Below are 16,473 nucleotides of genomic sequence, written 5' to 3' on the forward strand. Positions count from 1 at the left end.
AAGCCGAACGCCGTTCAGCCACGGCGCTCGCGCCACCTGACGACCTGCGCTCCCACTCCAGCCAGTACCATGGTAGCGAACGCGCCCCATACCCAATCTACCAGCGTCATCGTTAATGGCCACCCTGCGATAATTGAATAGGCAGTCAAATTGTAGGTGCCATAGGCGGTGGCACCTAGCATAAAGCCGTTAGCTGCGGCGGCCCCGACTGGCCGGCCCCGCGCTGGCCGCACCGCCAATACCACCACCGCTAAACAATACAACACGTAGAATACTATCCAGGGCCAGCTGACAAACTGTGCGCGTAACAAACCACTGAAATAGTCTACGTACAAAGGCATAGCAATAACGCCCAGCCAGATACCATCGAGTAAACCAAACGCGATGAGTATGGCAAGGTAAGCCAGAGCAAAGGACGTCATTGTGTTTTTCATAGTGTTGGTAACGGGTTTGTCAGCCCTTTGGTTCAGTTTGCAATATGTGAATACAACAGTAAAAGATTTCTTCTGGGGGCCGTGCAAGGCTTTTCATAGGTAATTGCGGCGAGGGCAGGTTAACCGGTACTCGATTCCGCCTACCGAGCCAGCGTAGATGAAGCTGACCGTATAATGAGGCAATTTTATTGTGCCACCGCACTATTGAGCTCCGGCCCACTGATAGCCGGGCGATTGATAGACGGGCGATTGATAGACGGGCCACGGAGGTTCGACAACACGATTGTTTACCGATAGACTATTGTTATGTTATCACATCTCTAAATGTTACTGGTATGTTTAGCCGCAATAAAAGGCAAAGCCCCCGGCCGCTGATAGAAAAGCTGGCACCGAGATAAAGCAGACGGTGCTAGATAAATCGAACAAGAGTAAATAGACATCTTATGAGTAGTTTCGCGCCCCCGATATTATCCTCTGCATATTCTCCTATAGCGGCAAACACAGGCGCCGGCGCGTCCACCATACAGCGCAACCCGCCTACCGGGCGGATTGCTGCTATCGATATTTTACGTGCCTTAGTCATGCTGCTGATGCTGGTCGACCATGTTCGGGAGCGGTTTTTCTATCACCAGCAGGTTACCGATCCTATGGACCTGGACAGCACCAGTCCGGCGCTCTTTTTTACCCGTTTGGCGGCTCATTTTTGTGCGCCGGTGTTTGTTTTTCTAACGGGGGTTTCAGCATGGCTGTACGCCCATCCCGCACACCAGCCTCCCCGATCCGCCTCAGCATTTCTGCTTAAGCGTGGGCTGTTTATTATTGGCATTGAAATAGCCGTTATTAATTGGTTGTGGATGGGCAGTTATGACACGTTATGGTTGCAGGTCATGTGGGCAATAGGGGTTAGCATGTTGCTGTTGGGGATATTATGCCGCTTGCCCTGGCTGATACTGCTGTGCCTTGGTATAACGATTGTCGCGGGCCACAACCTGCTGGATCCGATCTCTTTTACGCCGGGACAAAGAGGTTACACGCTGTGGACTATCTTGCATGACCCAGGGTTTATTTATACCAGTGAAGGCTTTGCTATCAAAGCGTCGTATCCGGTATTGCCCTGGATTGGCGTGATTCTATTGGGATATAGCCTGGGCCGGATGTACGCCCAGACCGTTTCAAGCGCACTACGTCAGCGTGTATTAATCGGCCTTGCGGTAGCGTTATGGCTGCTATTGGGGCTTTTGCGAACACGTCTGGGGTATGGCGAAGCTCTGTCTTTTACGGGGCATGCAGACTGGCTGTATAACGTTATGCAATTTGTAAACTATACCAAATACCCGCCTTCCTTAGACTTTGTCTTGTTTACCCTGGGGGGCGCCTTACTGCTGCTCGGTCTGCTAGAAAATGTCAATAACCGCTTCTCTTGGGGTATAGAGATTTTTGGCGCTGCGCCAATGTTTTTTTATATTCTACATTTGGGCGTATTATTAATGAGTTATCAGCTGGCGTTAGCTGTCTTTGGCGCTAATTACGGGCAGTGGTTTGCCTTCGATCATGTATGGCAAATTTGGCTTTGTGCGGGGCTGATGGGGGCAGGTTTGTATTGGCCAACCCGGGCCTTCTCGCGCTATAAAAGACGAAGTAAGCACGCGCTCATCAAGTATTTTTAAGCGTGAACTGGCCTAAAGCTGGGCAGTAAAAGTAAATGTGGTTTGTTGTTCGTCAGACGCAACGGCAAGCTCGCCCTGATGGGCTGCTGCAATTTGCGAAGCTATAAACAATCCAAGCCCCAGGCCTTTATGGGCGCCCTGCCAAGGGTTTCTCCAGAATGGTTGAAATAACCTGGCCTGGGTTTCTGCCGGGATAGGCTGCCCACCGTTAGCGACTTCAATAAGGAGTTGCCCATTGCGGTTATGAGCGTTGATAACAACAGGCTGGCTGCTGTCGCCATGCACCAGCGCATTTATTAGCAGGTTAGATAACAACTGAGCTAAGCGGCCGGTATCGCAGTAAATTACGCCGGTAACATCAATATTACTAATGAATGTGCGTTTATGATAATTACTTTCCAGCTCAGCCACGGTGTGCTTTAACACCTCGGCCAAATTAGCGCAGGGTACTCTTTTGATGGGGATACCTTTGCCCATTTGCCCGTGCGTGAAATCCATCACATTGTCAGTTAACAAGGAAATACGCTTGGCACTGTTTTCCATTCGCTTTAATACTGAGGCCGCATCTTTAGCCAATGGCATCAGCTTTAAAACATCTACACCCATCATAATAGACGACAGCGGGGTGCGCAGGTCATGGCCTAAAATAGCGATGTATTGTTCTCTGAGCTGCGCCATGGCCTGTTCTTCCTGAAGAGCCTGCTGAGCTTCTGAAAAACGCCTTTCAGCAGATAACTGACGGGAGATAAGCTGGGCAAATGAAGCAATCATACTGCGCGTAGTATCAGTTTTAAGCTTCATGGGAAGAGGATCTAAGCCACACAGTGTCCCAAAAAAGTCGCCCTGAGCGTCATAGATAGGGTACGAAAAGTAGCTTTCAAAGCCGTACATTTTCGGCGTTGGATGATTATGATAAACGTTGTCTTGTTCCACATGATCTATCATAACCTCTTTTTGCGAACTCCTAACCTGCTCGCAAAAAGTTGTGCTTATTTCCAGCGTATCGCCTGGCAATAGATTAAAGTTGGCGTTATCCAGCACAGCGCAGGCTGTCCAGTTATCGGGGCTTACCCGAGCTATACAAACAAAGCGCAAACCGGTTGATTCAGAAATCATGCTCAGGATAGTAGGTACGGCTTCAATAGATTGTATGGCATGAATATCTTGCTGCACTGATGGACGCATTATTATGGGTTACCCGCCTTTTTCTCTCACTACCAAATCGCACTGTGAAATAGAGTGCCTGGTCAACTAATACTGATAGACTACATGCATACCATGGCGCTACAAAATACTCAATCAACACAGCCTACTATAAGCGGTTAATCGGGGCCAGTAACAGCCTTTTTTGACGTTTTTATAGTGCTAGGTGCGATCAAATCGTACAGATTTACAGCCGCCAGCGCGTGCTGTGTAGTTCCCTGTAGTATAGCAACATGCGCATTAATATTGGTGACTTTAAAGGTGAATTGCGGTAAAGGTCGGGTCAGTGTTAAGCCGGTTGACGCCGTGCGCTTGAGCGTTTGGTATTTGACCAGCGTAAATTCATCGCCCACTTGTACGCCTTCTTTCTCCCCCATGCCTATCACGACCCCGTCGGGCACGTGATCGATAACCTGGGTGACCGTTTTTTCACATGCAATGGCATGGCTTATATCGGATACGGCAGAATTAACGGTATTCAGAGCGACTCTGCCAAAGTCGCTGCGCCAGAATAAACTGTTACTGGTATCTACCGCATTAGCCGGACTAAAGGTCCAGTCTGCTTCGCTATAATAGCTTTCCTGCAGCAACACACTTTGCCGAAAGGCGTCGATAACATAGATATCCAAAGTGAAATTACGCCGAAGTGCAGTGTTATTCCGGGTCTTACTGGTATTAACCTGTTCAAATAAACTGATATCGCGAATTTGACCGAAAATAATAAATTGTTTTCCAAGCTCTCTGGCCAATAGTGCGGCTTTTTCATTCAGCTGCAGGGGGAGGAACGTGACCGGGCGAGTTTGTTGCATAAAGGCTTTATTGTATAAAAGCACATCCAGCGAGCCGGGCTGGCGCTGCAGTTGCTGCGCAAACCGTTGGCTAATCTTTGCACCAAAATCGTAAATATCGCCGTGGGCGGCTTGGCGAGGATTAAGCAATATCAACTGACTTACCACCACAGAACGCGCATATTTATCACTTTCACACTGAAATAGCGGGGTAATATTCGCGCGGATCACCACGGTTAATTGGTTTTCTTCTAGCGTTTCTTGCAAAATCTCGACCCGCTGAATACGGCCGGTAGTATGTACTTCGGCTTTACTGCTAACCAGCAAGCCATCAATAACGACATCCTGCGCGGTGATCAGGCTCCCTGAGGTAAATGATGCATCTGCGATGGCACTTTTGATAGCCATACGGCGCACCTCATCTAAGGGCGCATTGTGGACGGCTAAAGAGGCCTGTCCCTGAATCCATTGCGCGCTTGCGATGGCGCTTACCCCGAACATTAAACAACCTATCAAGCCCCGCCGCAGATTCTTCATTTGCCATTAACCGAAGAATGAAAAAAGTTTACTTAATAAGGTGCGCTGCTGGTTATCTTGAAGCGTGCCTTTACCGGAATACTCAATAAGCGCATTGCCTACCTTTTGAGAGCTTACTGTGTTGTTGAGATCGATATCCTGGGTTCGGATGTCACCGGAAAAACGAATATATTCTTTACCCTGGTTCATCGTTATCCACTTCTCTCCGGCTACCACCAGATTGCGGTTTGGAAGTACCTCAACCACATATACCGTTATTTTTCCTTCCAGAGTGTTCGACTGACTGGTGTTAGCCGAGCTACTAAATTCGCCCTCTTGCCCATGGTCGATATTAAGATCGTCATCGGCAATATGAATGGGCCCAGCATTTACCGTTAATGGCTTTATCTGAAAACTGCTCGCTTTGTCTTCATTGTAGTCTACCGATTTTTTCGAGGAGGTTTGTTCATCTAGTTCAATTAACACCATATCGCCCACGGTGTGATTGTGATGCACTACATACAAACTGCCAGCATGCTGGGGGTTAAATAGCGAACCGGTTGGCACGCTTACTATCTCCACTGGCTGTGTTCGAGGTGGACGAAAGGCCGGGTCGCCATGCTCAGCGGTAGACGAATGGGCGGCTATTTCACGCTGAGTCACATCCGGATTGGTCGGGCTGGAAGCAACAACAGCTTCTTCCTGAGAGGGGGTCTGGCTACAAGCCGCTAATTGTAAAGAAAGGAAAACAAGCAAAAAGTGGCATTCTATTTTCATAGCAAACTCTGTCAGATGTGCTTATTGAAGCACCGTTTTGTGGGTTGTTCATGGAGTAGTGGCCTAAGTCCTTTTAAGCTGAATTGCGAAATTATAGTAACCGAGATTTTTGCCAAATTATTGTTATCTAACAGTGTTTTGCAAAAACTTTACAATCTTGACATATGCCCAATGGGTAGGGTTTTCTATGCTTAATTTTGACCTTTTCGGCCCCCAGACCATGGCGCCCACTACCGCGCCCGATCTATCCGTATCTTCTTCATCAGCCACGTCGGTAGCTGCCGAAGCAGGATTTGCTCAGTTGTTTAATTTACTCAGTAATGGGGCACCACCTAGCGCCAGCGACAGCAGTGATGTCGATAAGCCAGAGGCGCAGACAGCGGGCGAGGGGGCATTAAATGCGCTACAGCAACAATTCATGGACACCATGGGCCTGGGCTCCCTCGGCGAAGATCTGCCCTCTATGGGGGAAGTCGATGCGGGCATTAGCAATCTGCAAAACCGTTTTTTGGCGATACTGCAGCATGACCTTATGCAATCTGCCGCCAGTGCGGCCGTCCAACCGGTGAAGATGGCTGTTCCGGCTAGCGAACCTAACGCCTCCCTTTCCTCAGCGCCCACTACCAGTAGCGGGTTTAATAAAGAAAACGAAGGGACAAATAACCCCGTGGTTGATGCACAGTTGACGCCGGCTACTACCGGATGGCACGCCGTGCTGGATTATGCGTTTGGCCAAAATGGTCCCGATATTAACGACGGGTTCGATGCGCTCAATTTGTTAAATCACATACCGGTGGTGGCAGATATTTATCAGCAATCTTCGGCTACGCAGGTCAGCGTTGTGTCAGATTTAGCCGGCAGTTTTTTATATGGCGGGCCCACCGGGCTTGCCTATAGCGCCCTGGATTTAACGGTTGAAGGCATAACGGGACGTTCTATCACCCAAAATATGTGGCAGCTGGGATACGATCTTCTGTTTAGCGGCAATGCACCGGCGAGCGATGAAGTAAATTCTGCGCTCAGTGGGGCAATAAGTAAGTCTGAGAAGAGCATTAGCAGCCGCGCTTATGCCTTCGCGCGGCGTCAATTTGCCGCTGATTAGCGGCCTTGGCGGAATAATGTTGCCGGCAGCGGGGACCCGCGCACTATCTTAACGTGCAGGGCTGGACTAGAAATTGGCAGGTTTTAGACAATGCGCCGGCAGCGTAAATAGCATAATATTCCCGGGTTGGGCACCGCAGATGCCTACAGCTTTAAAGGTTGCGCTAAGGAAATAAATGATGGTGTTTCAAGAGTCGGTCTGCCATCCGACATTATTTGGGCGGCTATTGGGCCTCAAATCAGTTCGTTTGTATCATGACACTATCGTGATTGGGCAAGGCCGTAATGCTGTTACGCTGACTGCCGATGAATTATCTGCATTGCCGGAATACAAAGAAGGTTGGTTTAGCGCTCGATGGCATATATACAGTCATGCACGCGAACTAACGGTTCGGTTGTTACCCAAAAAAATGCTCGCCAGCTTACATCAGCAAGTAGTAAAAACGCTTATCGAGGCCGCGCCACAACGGATAAAACAAACCCATTTACAGTTTATTACCCAAGCCGGCAGTAGCTATTTACGCGACAGCCACATAGCGCCACTATCTGCCCGGATAGCCCAAATGGTTGCATTATATAGTGAGACATGGCCGGCCGATAAACCCTTAGATGCTGCCTCAATACAAACGCTGCACAAGTTGCAGCAAGTGAACCCGCTGGGCCACTATGCTGAGGCCCTGAGAGCGCGCTATGAAACACTGCAGCTAGAAGCCCAGCGCCATTTTTTAGATAATGTAGAAGCGAACCCACTGACCCTGGCGCAGCGCCAGGCCGTGATACGCAATAACGACCACAATTTAGTACTGGCTGCGGCCGGGACCGGTAAAACATCGGTAATGGTCGGCAAGGCGCTGAGCTTATTGGCAACCGGACAGGCCCACCCGTCGCAAATTTTAATTTTGGCCTACAATAGTGCTGCGGCAGCTGAATTAAAAGCGCGCATCCAGCAACGTGCCACCGATACTGGCGTGCCCTGCGAGGGGCGCCCAGCAGTAATGACATTTCACGCTTTAGGGCGTCATATTCTACACCAAAGTGGTATTACCCCCGCGCTATCGGTCTTTACCCATAACAAACAAGCGTTGGAAGAATGGGCAACAGAATGGCTAAAACAGGACATCGCTCATAGCGACCAACAACTGCATACCTTCATGCAGATGTTGTATCAACCGGTAGACCCTTTTCGGTTCGATAGTCCGGCGCACTATGAAGCTTACCTGCGCGATACAGAATACCGTTCCCTACAGGGCGAGCGGGTTAAGGGCTATCAGGCGCTACTGATTGCCAACTGGCTTTATATGCAGGGTATAGACTATACCTACGCTCCCGGTCCGCCAGCAAATAGCGCGATTGCCCCCGTCGACTTTCAGATTACCGGCACCCAGGTGTACCTGGTACATCATACGCTGGACCGACACCAGCAGCCGCAACCGGGGGTAGAGAAAGCAGCGTACCTCAGGTTGCTAAGTGAAACCCGCAAATGGTATCGGGCGGAGCAGGCGACCCTCATCGAAACCTTCCATTACCAGTGGAGTGAAGGACAATTAACCAGCGTCTTGAAAACCCAGCTCAGCAAAGCCGGAATAAGGCTACAGGCCCGCGATAAGGCCGACATTATTGCCCGGCTTGAAGAGCAAAACGCACTGGAGTTGGCGGCTCAGCGCTTTTTAAGTTGTCTGCAGGCCATTCGGATGGAGCAGCTGGATGAAACAGCTATTGCTACGCGGTTACAGCAACATGGGGTTATTAACGCTGAGCTATATGCCCAGGTATTAGCGCATTTTCATCGAGCCTATCAAAATGAACTTAGCGTCCAGCAAGCCATTGACTTTGATGACATGATAAGTCGGGCCACAACGTGTGTGGAAAATGCCCAGTGGAAGCCCGGTTATCGGCATATTTTGGTTGATGAGTTCCAGGATATTTCAACCTCCCGAATGGCGCTACTGAAAAGTTTACTGGAACAGGGACCGGCCCCGATCTTGACCGCGGTGGGGGACGACTGGCAGGCAATTTATCGTTTTTCCGGCGGTAAGCTTGCCCTGACTACCGAATTCGAGCGCTACGTCGGCAGCCATACTGTAACCCGGTTGGAAAAAACATTTCGCTATAACAGCAGTATAGCGCATACGGCCGGGCAGTTTGTTATGGCAAATCCATACCAATATAAAAAACGCGTAGACGCGCATGAGCAGGTAGATGAAGCGCAAATATACTTACTGGATGATTTGGTCTATGGCCAGCAGGATGCCACCCAGCGGGCTAAACATATTGTGGCTGCTATACGCAAAAAGTCGCCCGGCGATTCTATAGCAATTATGGCGCGTTATCGTTTTTTACTGGAAGATGCACGCACCACTTTACAGCCATTGAGTCAGGACAATTTGTTCTACTGGACCTTTCACGGCGCTAAAGGACTGGAAGCTGACCACTGTATATTGCTGGGCTTTAACCACGGCAAGCTCGGTTTCCCCAGCCAGAACAAAGCCGATATCTTGTTAGAGGCACTGCTACCTGCGCAGGATGAATTTGCCTATGCTGAAGAGCGTCGGCTTTTTTATGTTGCGCTAACCCGGGCGCGGCACAAATGCTACATTATTGCTGATCCGCTGGCGCCGTCTGCATTTATTACTGAGCTTACCGAACCGTCTTATCAGGTCAATATCGCCAGTGACACCTTCACCGAGGCTTTTCGCGCCGTGTATAAGTGCCCGTCCTGCGACAGTGGTTATTACAAAAAGCGCAAAGGTCAGTATGGCGAATATTATCAGTGTAGTGCTCAGCCTGGGTGCAGTAGTAAGCCCCGAATGTGCAAGACTTGCAGTGCGCCTGCCATTAATACCGGTAACGGCTGGCTCTGCCGCAATCCAGCTTGCTGATTGAGCCAGGTAGTTTGATTTAAAAAAACCGGTATTTAATAAACGTCAGCGCTAAACAGGCTTGTGCCAGCGGCCGGTTAGGGCAATAACTAGAAAGACGGCCGTTCGCCACATGCCCCTTGTTGGGTACTGCTAAACCAAGGTTGCCCGGGGCGATGAAGGTCGTTGGTAAGTGCGGCGCGATGATTCACCGTTATAACGGCCGGCTGGCGCGGTTTGTTGTTCTCGTCGAGTAAAAAATACTCCGACACATACTGCTTTAAAAATAACCGATTCTGATAACCTTCGTCGAATAATCTCACCCGGGTTACGGCCTTAAATCGCGCGCTATCAGCGTCAATTTTCAACAACTGTTTAAAAAAATGCCCTCGCGCGCTCTGCGCCTGCGAAAACAAGTTCAGCGTGCGCGCCAGTTGAGTATAACTAAGGGTTTCTTTTTGCAGTAAAAAGTCGTGATAACTGTGTGCCGGGTTCGCGGCCTGGCCCACTGTGTAGACCTGTTCATTTTCCCACGCACTTAGTAACTGCTGGCCTTGCTCAGTGTAGTCAGTCAGGGCGGCGGTATTCATGGTTACTGCATAATCGCTGATGCCGGCTGGCGTTACTTCGAACAGCATGACATCGGGCGTCAGCTTTGTGTGCTGTTCATCACTCAAACCTACCGCTTTACATTGCTCAGAGATAACGTAGTAGTAGCTGCCAGCCTGCATAGCAAAGCTGGCATTGGAGAAGATTGATAACGCCACCGCAATAAACCTGAGTTGAAAATTCATAGTAACTAAGCGAGCCCGCTGGTTGTGAAAAAAATACCACACATGGCTGTGCACGTACGGCGTTTTGAATATAGGGGATATTTCCAATACTCGCATCATAATCGACCCAGGCCAGCGATACTACCTTTGGCCGGGTGATCAAGCGGGGCTACCGGCATTATTACCGGTCACCACGCTGGCCAGTCTATTGCTCGATACAGTTAGATGGTAAGGTACAAGATTAAATTGATTCGGCCCAGCAAGTTCGACATCCCGAGCATGACCACAAAGATAGGCTTTACGAGTTTACCTACCAAAGTGCTTTAGGCATGCTAGTGCTACCTGTTCATAAACCTGTTATTTTCCGCGCGTTAACGCTTGCGAAATGTGGCCAACTGTATATACTCACAGTTAACTGTATGAAAACCCAGGCTGTTTATGCGTCCACTAACCCCCCGACAGACAGAAGTACTTGAGCTTATTAAATCCAATATGCGGGACACGGGTATGCCTCCTACGCGGGCTGAGATCGCCCAGCATCTTGGGTTCAAATCTGCCAATGCAGCTGAAGAACATCTAAAAGCTTTGGCTCGCAAAGGTGTGATTGAAATTTTGCCCGGCACCTCCCGTGGTATCCGCTTAACAACACCGCTTGAAGATGAAGCCGCGAATGAAGAAACGGGTTTGCCTTTGATTGGGCGGGTCGCTGCCGGTGAACCCATCCTGGCGCAGGAGCATATAGAAAGCCACTATCAGGTCGATCCTGCCTTGTTTCGTCCTCACGCCGACTTTTTGTTGCGGGTAGATGGCATGAGTATGAAAGATATTGGTATTTTAGATGGTGACTTATTGGCCGTACACCGTACTACGGATGTGCATAATGGCCAGGTGGTGGTTGCCAGGGTGGAAGATGATGTCACTGTTAAACGCTTCGAAAAGCGCGGTCATGAAGTGTTACTGCATGCAGAAAATGACGAATTTGCACCAATTAAAGTGGATTTGTCGGCCCAGCCTTTTACTATCGAAGGCTTAGCAGTGGGTGTTATTCGTAACGCTGACTGGATGTGATGTAAAAAGCACATTGCCAGCATTCCTGAAGCGAATGTTGGCAATAATTGTTGCCTGCGGTAACTTTTTCATTACCGCTGATGTTGGTAGCTTTACATTGCGTGTATTGACTATTCTTAAAACCTACCCGTTTTACCCCCCCTTCTATTGCTACATATGCCGTAATTAGGCGCGCTTACCGGAAAAAAATGTGTGTAACCACACTGCTTACTCAAATCAGCACGATGACGTTTATCATTTTCTAATAGCGCGCTGGTTTACCGGATGCTCACGGCATGTTCACACAGCCGCGGTGCAGACGCTTTTATTATCCAGGCGGGCATTTTATACCCTTCTACCGCTATACCCCTTTTGCTATCAAGCGTTTACCTTGCGATGAATAGCCCCTGTGCTGATTAGTAATTATCTGCCATTTTGATTTTTTAGTGCTTCGCCTGTAAAGGCGTTATCTTGTCTACGGCTATAGTCTCTGTTGCCACCGTTTTCATCGGCTGTATAGCCTCTCTCCACCCCACCAAATTAGCTGGTTGCTGGCTTTGAAAAGTCTTGCCCTGAATCAGCGACTTGCCAAAAAATTGTATAATTTTTTATCAAAAGACTAGACTCAAGGTTAAAAGTGTTTAATTCTTATACTGTTATTAACATAAGAATAACAATTACATAATACATCTATAACGGAATTAGTCGTAACAACGCGGGTCTATGGTTGGCAGGCAGGCTTCCAGGATTCGTCCATCACGGAGGTGTTGAGTGAAGAAGCTCGCAAATATCGTATTGATGGTTTTGGGGACGCTGGCAACCACCGCTGCATTTTCACATGCATTTGCTGCACAACAGGCTACCGGTGATGCTGCAACACTAAATCTTCGCAAGGGTGTTACTGATATCAGTGGTCAGGTCTATGACCTGCATATGCTGATGTTTACCATATGTGTGGTCATCGCCGTAGTGGTGTTTGGCGCTATGTTTATTTCCATTTATTTGCATCGGCGTTCGCGCGGTGCCACCCCGGCTACCTTTCATGAAAACGTAAAAGTTGAAATTGCCTGGACGGTAGTGCCTTTTCTTATCCTGATATTTATGGCATTTCCCGCTGCCCAAACGCTTATTGCAATGGAAGACACCAGTGAGCCAGATATGACCGTATTGGTCACCGGCTCACAATGGAAGTGGCACTACAAGTATATGGACTCGGATGTTTCGTTCTATTCATTGATGGCAACGCAACGCGAGCAAATCAGTAATCGATACGAAAAGGGCGAGAACTATTTACTGGAGGTCGACCGGCCTTTAGTGATTCCAACGGGGCAGAAAGTACGATTTCTGATCACCTCTGATGATGTCATCCACTCGTGGTGGGTGCCGGATTTTGCCGTTAAGAAAGATGCAAACCCGGGCTTTATTAATGAAGCCTGGACCAAGGTTAATGAGCCAGGGTTATATCGGGGTCAATGTGCTGAGCTATGCGGCAAAGACCACGGGTTTATGCCTATTGTGGTTATTGCAAAAGCGCCGGAAGACTTTGCCGTCTGGATGGGCGAACAAGAAAAAATGCAGCGTGAAGCGAAAGCTGAAGAGCAGCGTTTACTGGCCATGAGTATGAGCATGGAAGAGCTTATGAGTGAGGGTAAGAAAGTATATACCGCCACCTGCGCGGCGTGCCATATGCCAAATGGTGAAGGCTTAAAAGGTGCTTTCCCCGCCCTCAAAGGCAGCAAATTGGCAACTGAAGATATGCAGGGTCATATCGACATTGTGGTTAATGGTAAAACCGGTACCGCCATGCAGGCCTTTGGCAAAATGCTGAGTTTGCGTGAACTGGCTGCAGTGATTACATACGAGCGTAACGCCTGGGGTAACAACACTGAAGAACTGGTTCAGCCCAAAGACGTCAACGCATTCATTCAGGGACAATAGGAGGACATCATGACCAAACCCGCACAAATGACATCCCATGATGCCACACTTGCTGATGACACGGTTTCACACGAGCACCACGAACATCATATTCCTAAAGGCCTGATGCGATGGGTACTTACCACTAATCATAAAGATATAGGCACCTTGTACCTGTGGTTTGCTTTCATTATGTTTTTGGTAGGCGGAGCAATGGCAATGGTTATCCGGGCTGAATTATTTCAGCCGGGGTTACAGATTGTAGAGCCAAATTTCTTTAATCAGATGACGACAGTTCACGGGCTAATCATGGTCTTCGGGGCGGTAATGCCCGCCTTTACCGGCCTGGCCAACTGGCTGATCCCTATGATGATCGGCGCGCCAGATATGGCATTACCCAGAATGAACAACTGGAGTTTTTGGATCCTGCCGTTTGCTTTTGCCATTTTGTTGGGATCGCTATTTATGGAAGGCGGCGGCCCGGCCTTTGGCTGGACATTCTACGCACCATTGTCGACCACCTACAGCAATGACAGCACAGCTTTATTTGTATTTTCAGTCCATATTATGGGGATCTCATCGATAATGGGCGCGATCAATGTGATCGTAACCATATTCAATATGCGGGCTCCAGGCATGACCTGGATGAAAATGCCGTTGTTTGTGTGGACATGGCTGATCACTGCTTTTCTATTGATCGCAGTAATGCCGGTTTTGGCGGGTGCCGTCACCATGGTATTAACCGACAAATTCTTCGGAACCAGCTTTTTTGATGCGGCGGGCGGCGGCGATCCGGTTATGTTCCAGCATATATTCTGGTTTTTCGGGCATCCGGAAGTTTACATTATGATTTTACCGGCATTCGGTATTATCTCGCAGATCATTCCCACCTTTGCCAGGAAGCCCTTGTTTGGCTACGCCTCGATGGTGTACGCCACTGCCTCTATTGCTCTGCTGTCGTTTATTGTATGGGCCCACCATATGTTTACCACAGGCATGCCGGTTTACATGGAAATGTTCTTCATGTTTGCCACCATGCTGATATCCGTGCCCACCGGGGTGAAGGTATTTAACTGGGTAGCCACAATGTGGCGCGGGTCAATGAGCTTTGAAGTGCCTATGCTTTTTGCTCTAGCCTTTATCGTACTATTTACCATTGGGGGGTTATCGGGGTTGATGCTGGCCATTACGCCGGTAGATTTTCAGTATCACGACACCTATTTTGTGGTGGCCCACTTCCATTATGTGCTGGTTACCGGCGCTATTTTCTCGATTATGGCAGCAGTGTATTACTGGCTACCGAAATGGACCGGTCGTATGTTCAATATTACGCTGGCTAAATGGCATTTCTGGTGTTCACTGGTATCGGTAAATGTATTGTTTTTCCCCATGCACTTTGTTGGGCTGGCGGGCATGCCTCGTCGTATCCCGGATTATTCTTTGCAGTTTGCTGACTTTAACCAATGGATCAGTATTGGTGGCTTTGCCTTTGGTTTATCACAGCTTATCTTTTTAACCGTAGTAATCCAGGCGTGCCGCAAGCAGGGTGAGCCTGTGTCTGACCAGGTATGGGATGGTGCGCATGGGCTAGAGTGGGAAATTCCCTCTCCGGCACCCTACCATACCTTCGAAACCCCGCCGGTGGTGAAATAGTATGGCCAGCGGGGTGACTAACAACACAATGGTCATCAGATTGGTGGTAATTGTGTTTGGTATGTTTGGCTTTGGCTTTGCCCTGGTGCCGCTATATGACGTGTTTTGCGATGTCACGGGTATTAATGGCAAGACGGCCAACACAGCGGCCGTGTATCAACCCAGTACCATTGATAAGTCACGCACCATTACCGTGGAATTCCTTACCCGCACCCATACGGGCATGCCATGGGAATTTCAGGCTAAAACGAAGCGTATTAAGGTTCACCCGGGTGAGCTTAACACCGTGCAGTTTTACGTCAGAAACCCCATGCGTACTGACTACGTAGCGCAGGCTATACCCTCTGTATCGCCAGGCCACGCAGCCTTGTATTTAAACAAAACAGAATGTTTTTGTTTTAACCAACAACCGCTGTCAGCCGGCGGGGAAGCTTTGATGCCCATGTCGTTTTACGTTGACCCACAGCTGCCTGAAGACATCACTTTTTTTACCGTGCAATACACTTTGTTTGATGTGACGGCCCGGGCCGCCACCATGGATGTGAATGATAACCCATATCTACAACGGTCCGGCGGTTAGCCGAGATTGCTAAGCGTTTGGCCACAGGAGAAAGTCATGCAACAGCCTTACGAAAAATATTATGTACCCGCGCAAAGCCCCTGGCCCATTGTGGGTGCAGTGGCGTTGTTTCTTATCGCCGTGGGGGCCGGCAATATGGTCATCGATACCACGAAAGAAGCCGATGGCTATGGTTCACTCATCTTAGGCGCGGGCATTGTCGCACTATTGGTCATGCTGGTAGGCTGGTTCAAAAATCAAATAGATGAGTCAATGTCAGGCTTTTACAGTGCTCAGCTAGGGCGTTCATACCGGCAAGGTATGAGTTGGTTTATTTTTTCTGAAGTTATGTTTTTTGGGGCATTCTTTGGCGCACTGTTTTATGCCCGCCTCATTTCAGTCCCCTGGCTAGGCGGAGCTTCGAATAACGAGATGACCAACACGGTGCTATGGCCACAATTTCAGGCTATGTGGCCGCTATTATCTACCCCTAATGGGACTACCACTCAGCAAATGGGGCCCGCTGGCTTACCCACGATTAATACTATTATTCTGCTGATATCCTCGGTTACCTTGCACTTTGCCCACGTCGGGTTAGAACAAAACAAACGCAAGCAACTCACGTGGATGCTGGGTCTGACGATACTACTTGGGTGCACCTTCTTAACCTTGCAGGTTGAAGAATATATCCATGCTTACAAAGAGCTCGGCCTGACGCTGCAATCCGGCATTTATGGCAACACCTTTTTCATGCTAACGGGCTTTCACGGTATGCATGTGACATTGGGTACATTGATTCTAATGGTGCTATTTGGCCGAATTGTGAAAGGTCATTTTACCCCGGATAACCATTTCGCCTTCCAGGCAGGAAGTTGGTATTGGCACTTTGTTGATGTGGTGTGGGTAATGTTGTTTTTGTTTGTCTATATTCTGTAACCGCCACGCTAATAAGGACGGGGGTTAGGATGAATAAGCCCGGTAGCCATCGCGATCAGAATTATCAGCACAATACACACGGAAGTGAGTACCCGGCGGCCGATGTATTTGCTCATGGGCTTATCGGGCGGGGTGTCTTTAAGCATGATACGCATTGCCAGAAACAGGTTTACCACCATGTAAATCAGCAGCCCAACAAGAATAATTTTGATAATCACAGCAACTCCTTAATTAACTCAGGACG

General features: G+C 48.9%; 14 protein-coding genes. 8 read left to right on the top strand and 6 right to left on the bottom strand.

Features of this window, described 5'->3' with window-relative positions:
* Window positions 1–14 precede the first annotated feature (14 nt).
* Entirely contained in the window at window positions 15–422 is a 408-nt protein-coding gene (locus D0Y50_RS00375) for a DUF2177 family protein (RefSeq protein ID WP_232366361.1), read from the bottom strand.
* A gap of 455 nt (window positions 423–877) precedes the next feature.
* Between D0Y50_RS00375 and D0Y50_RS00380 the strand changes: the two genes are divergently transcribed.
* Window positions 878–2,101, top strand: coding sequence for a DUF1624 domain-containing protein (locus D0Y50_RS00380; protein WP_117314932.1), 1,224 nt, complete (start codon window positions 878–880; stop codon window positions 2,099–2,101).
* Window positions 2,102–2,113: 12 nt separating this feature from the next.
* Here the strand turns inward: D0Y50_RS00380 and D0Y50_RS00385 are convergent, their stop codons facing one another.
* From D0Y50_RS00385 to D0Y50_RS00395, 3 genes are all read right to left on the bottom strand, one after another.
* The gene (locus D0Y50_RS00385) at window positions 2,114–3,286 is read right to left on the bottom strand and encodes a GAF domain-containing sensor histidine kinase (RefSeq protein WP_117314934.1); all 1,173 of its coding nucleotides are present in this window, start codon (window positions 3,284–3,286) and stop codon (window positions 2,114–2,116) included.
* A gap of 137 nt (window positions 3,287–3,423) precedes the next feature.
* The gene (locus D0Y50_RS00390) at window positions 3,424–4,593 is read right to left on the bottom strand and encodes a flagellar assembly protein T N-terminal domain-containing protein (protein WP_170145426.1); all 1,170 of its coding nucleotides are present in this window, start codon (window positions 4,591–4,593) and stop codon (window positions 3,424–3,426) included.
* Between the two features lie 42 nt (window positions 4,594–4,635).
* On the bottom strand, window positions 4,636–5,385 hold the full coding sequence (locus D0Y50_RS00395; RefSeq protein ID WP_117314939.1) for a flagellar basal body L-ring protein FlgH: 750 nt from the start codon (window positions 5,383–5,385) through the stop codon (window positions 4,636–4,638).
* A 187-nt stretch (window positions 5,386–5,572) separates the two neighbouring features.
* On the opposite strand from D0Y50_RS00395, the gene D0Y50_RS00400 reads away from it, so the two are divergent.
* Both D0Y50_RS00400 and D0Y50_RS00405 read left to right on the top strand, forming a co-directional pair.
* The gene (locus D0Y50_RS00400) at window positions 5,573–6,487 is read left to right on the top strand and encodes a hypothetical protein (RefSeq protein ID WP_117314941.1); all 915 of its coding nucleotides are present in this window, start codon (window positions 5,573–5,575) and stop codon (window positions 6,485–6,487) included.
* Between the two features lie 175 nt (window positions 6,488–6,662).
* A complete protein-coding gene (locus tag D0Y50_RS00405; protein WP_117314944.1) occupies window positions 6,663–9,365 on the top strand; it encodes a UvrD-helicase domain-containing protein in 2,703 nt (900 codons plus the stop codon).
* A gap of 89 nt (window positions 9,366–9,454) precedes the next feature.
* Here the strand turns inward: D0Y50_RS00405 and D0Y50_RS00410 are convergent, their stop codons facing one another.
* Window positions 9,455–10,138 carry a hypothetical protein gene (locus D0Y50_RS00410; RefSeq protein WP_147318216.1) on the bottom strand — a complete coding sequence of 228 codons (684 nt, stop codon included), beginning with the start codon at window positions 10,136–10,138 and terminating at the stop codon, window positions 9,455–9,457.
* Window positions 10,139–10,555: 417 nt separating this feature from the next.
* Here D0Y50_RS00410 and lexA point away from each other — a divergent pair, with 417 nt between their 5' ends.
* From lexA to D0Y50_RS00435, 5 genes are all read left to right on the top strand, one after another.
* Window positions 10,556–11,185: a transcriptional repressor LexA gene (gene lexA / locus D0Y50_RS00415; RefSeq protein WP_108567694.1), complete on the top strand. Its 630-nt coding sequence runs from the start codon at window positions 10,556–10,558 to the stop codon at window positions 11,183–11,185.
* A gap of 750 nt (window positions 11,186–11,935) precedes the next feature.
* Window positions 11,936–13,102: a cytochrome c oxidase subunit II gene (gene coxB, locus D0Y50_RS00420; protein ID WP_456300103.1), complete on the top strand. Its 1,167-nt coding sequence runs from the start codon at window positions 11,936–11,938 to the stop codon at window positions 13,100–13,102.
* Window positions 13,103–13,129: 27 nt separating this feature from the next.
* Window positions 13,130–14,734: a cytochrome c oxidase subunit I gene (ctaD, locus tag D0Y50_RS00425; RefSeq protein WP_408640711.1), complete on the top strand. Its 1,605-nt coding sequence runs from the start codon at window positions 13,130–13,132 to the stop codon at window positions 14,732–14,734.
* Between the two features lies 1 nt (window position 14,735).
* Entirely contained in the window at window positions 14,736–15,314 is a 579-nt protein-coding gene (locus D0Y50_RS00430; protein WP_117314953.1) for a cytochrome c oxidase assembly protein, read from the top strand.
* A 36-nt stretch (window positions 15,315–15,350) separates the two neighbouring features.
* A complete protein-coding gene (locus D0Y50_RS00435) occupies window positions 15,351–16,229 on the top strand; it encodes a cytochrome c oxidase subunit 3 (protein WP_117314955.1) in 879 nt (292 codons plus the stop codon).
* Window positions 16,230–16,237: 8 nt separating this feature from the next.
* On the opposite strand, the gene D0Y50_RS00440 is transcribed toward D0Y50_RS00435, so the two are convergent.
* On the bottom strand, window positions 16,238–16,447 hold the full coding sequence (locus D0Y50_RS00440; RefSeq protein ID WP_108567699.1) for a DUF2909 domain-containing protein: 210 nt from the start codon (window positions 16,445–16,447) through the stop codon (window positions 16,238–16,240).
* Window positions 16,448–16,473 lie beyond the last annotated feature (26 nt).

It is taken from the genome of Salinimonas sediminis, from assembly GCF_003429285.1.
Lineage (GTDB): Bacteria > Pseudomonadota > Gammaproteobacteria > Enterobacterales > Alteromonadaceae > Alteromonas > Alteromonas indica.

What these genes read in the sequence shown, in the direction of transcription:
- D0Y50_RS00375 (WP_232366361.1), bottom strand. Translation starts at nt 422, where the DNA reads ATGACGTCCTTTGCTCTGGCTTACCTTGCCATACTCATCGCGTTTGGT.
- D0Y50_RS00380 (WP_117314932.1), top strand. Translation starts at nt 878, where the DNA reads ATGAGTAGTTTCGCGCCCCCGATATTATCCTCTGCATATTCTCCTATA.
- D0Y50_RS00385 (WP_117314934.1), bottom strand. Translation starts at nt 3,286, where the DNA reads ATGCGTCCATCAGTGCAGCAAGATATTCATGCCATACAATCTATTGAA.
- D0Y50_RS00390 (WP_170145426.1), bottom strand. Translation starts at nt 4,593, where the DNA reads ATGTTCGGGGTAAGCGCCATCGCAAGCGCGCAATGGATTCAGGGACAG.
- D0Y50_RS00395 (WP_117314939.1), bottom strand. Translation starts at nt 5,385, where the DNA reads ATGAAAATAGAATGCCACTTTTTGCTTGTTTTCCTTTCTTTACAATTA.
- D0Y50_RS00400 (WP_117314941.1), top strand. Translation starts at nt 5,573, where the DNA reads ATGCTTAATTTTGACCTTTTCGGCCCCCAGACCATGGCGCCCACTACC.
- D0Y50_RS00405 (WP_117314944.1), top strand. Translation starts at nt 6,663, where the DNA reads ATGATGGTGTTTCAAGAGTCGGTCTGCCATCCGACATTATTTGGGCGG.
- D0Y50_RS00410 (WP_147318216.1), bottom strand. Translation starts at nt 10,138, where the DNA reads ATGAATTTTCAACTCAGGTTTATTGCGGTGGCGTTATCAATCTTCTCC.
- lexA (WP_108567694.1), top strand. Translation starts at nt 10,556, where the DNA reads ATGCGTCCACTAACCCCCCGACAGACAGAAGTACTTGAGCTTATTAAA.
- ctaD (WP_408640711.1), top strand. Translation starts at nt 13,130, where the DNA reads ATGACATCCCATGATGCCACACTTGCTGATGACACGGTTTCACACGAG.
- D0Y50_RS00430 (WP_117314953.1), top strand. Translation starts at nt 14,736, where the DNA reads ATGGCCAGCGGGGTGACTAACAACACAATGGTCATCAGATTGGTGGTA.
- D0Y50_RS00435 (WP_117314955.1), top strand. Translation starts at nt 15,351, where the DNA reads ATGCAACAGCCTTACGAAAAATATTATGTACCCGCGCAAAGCCCCTGG.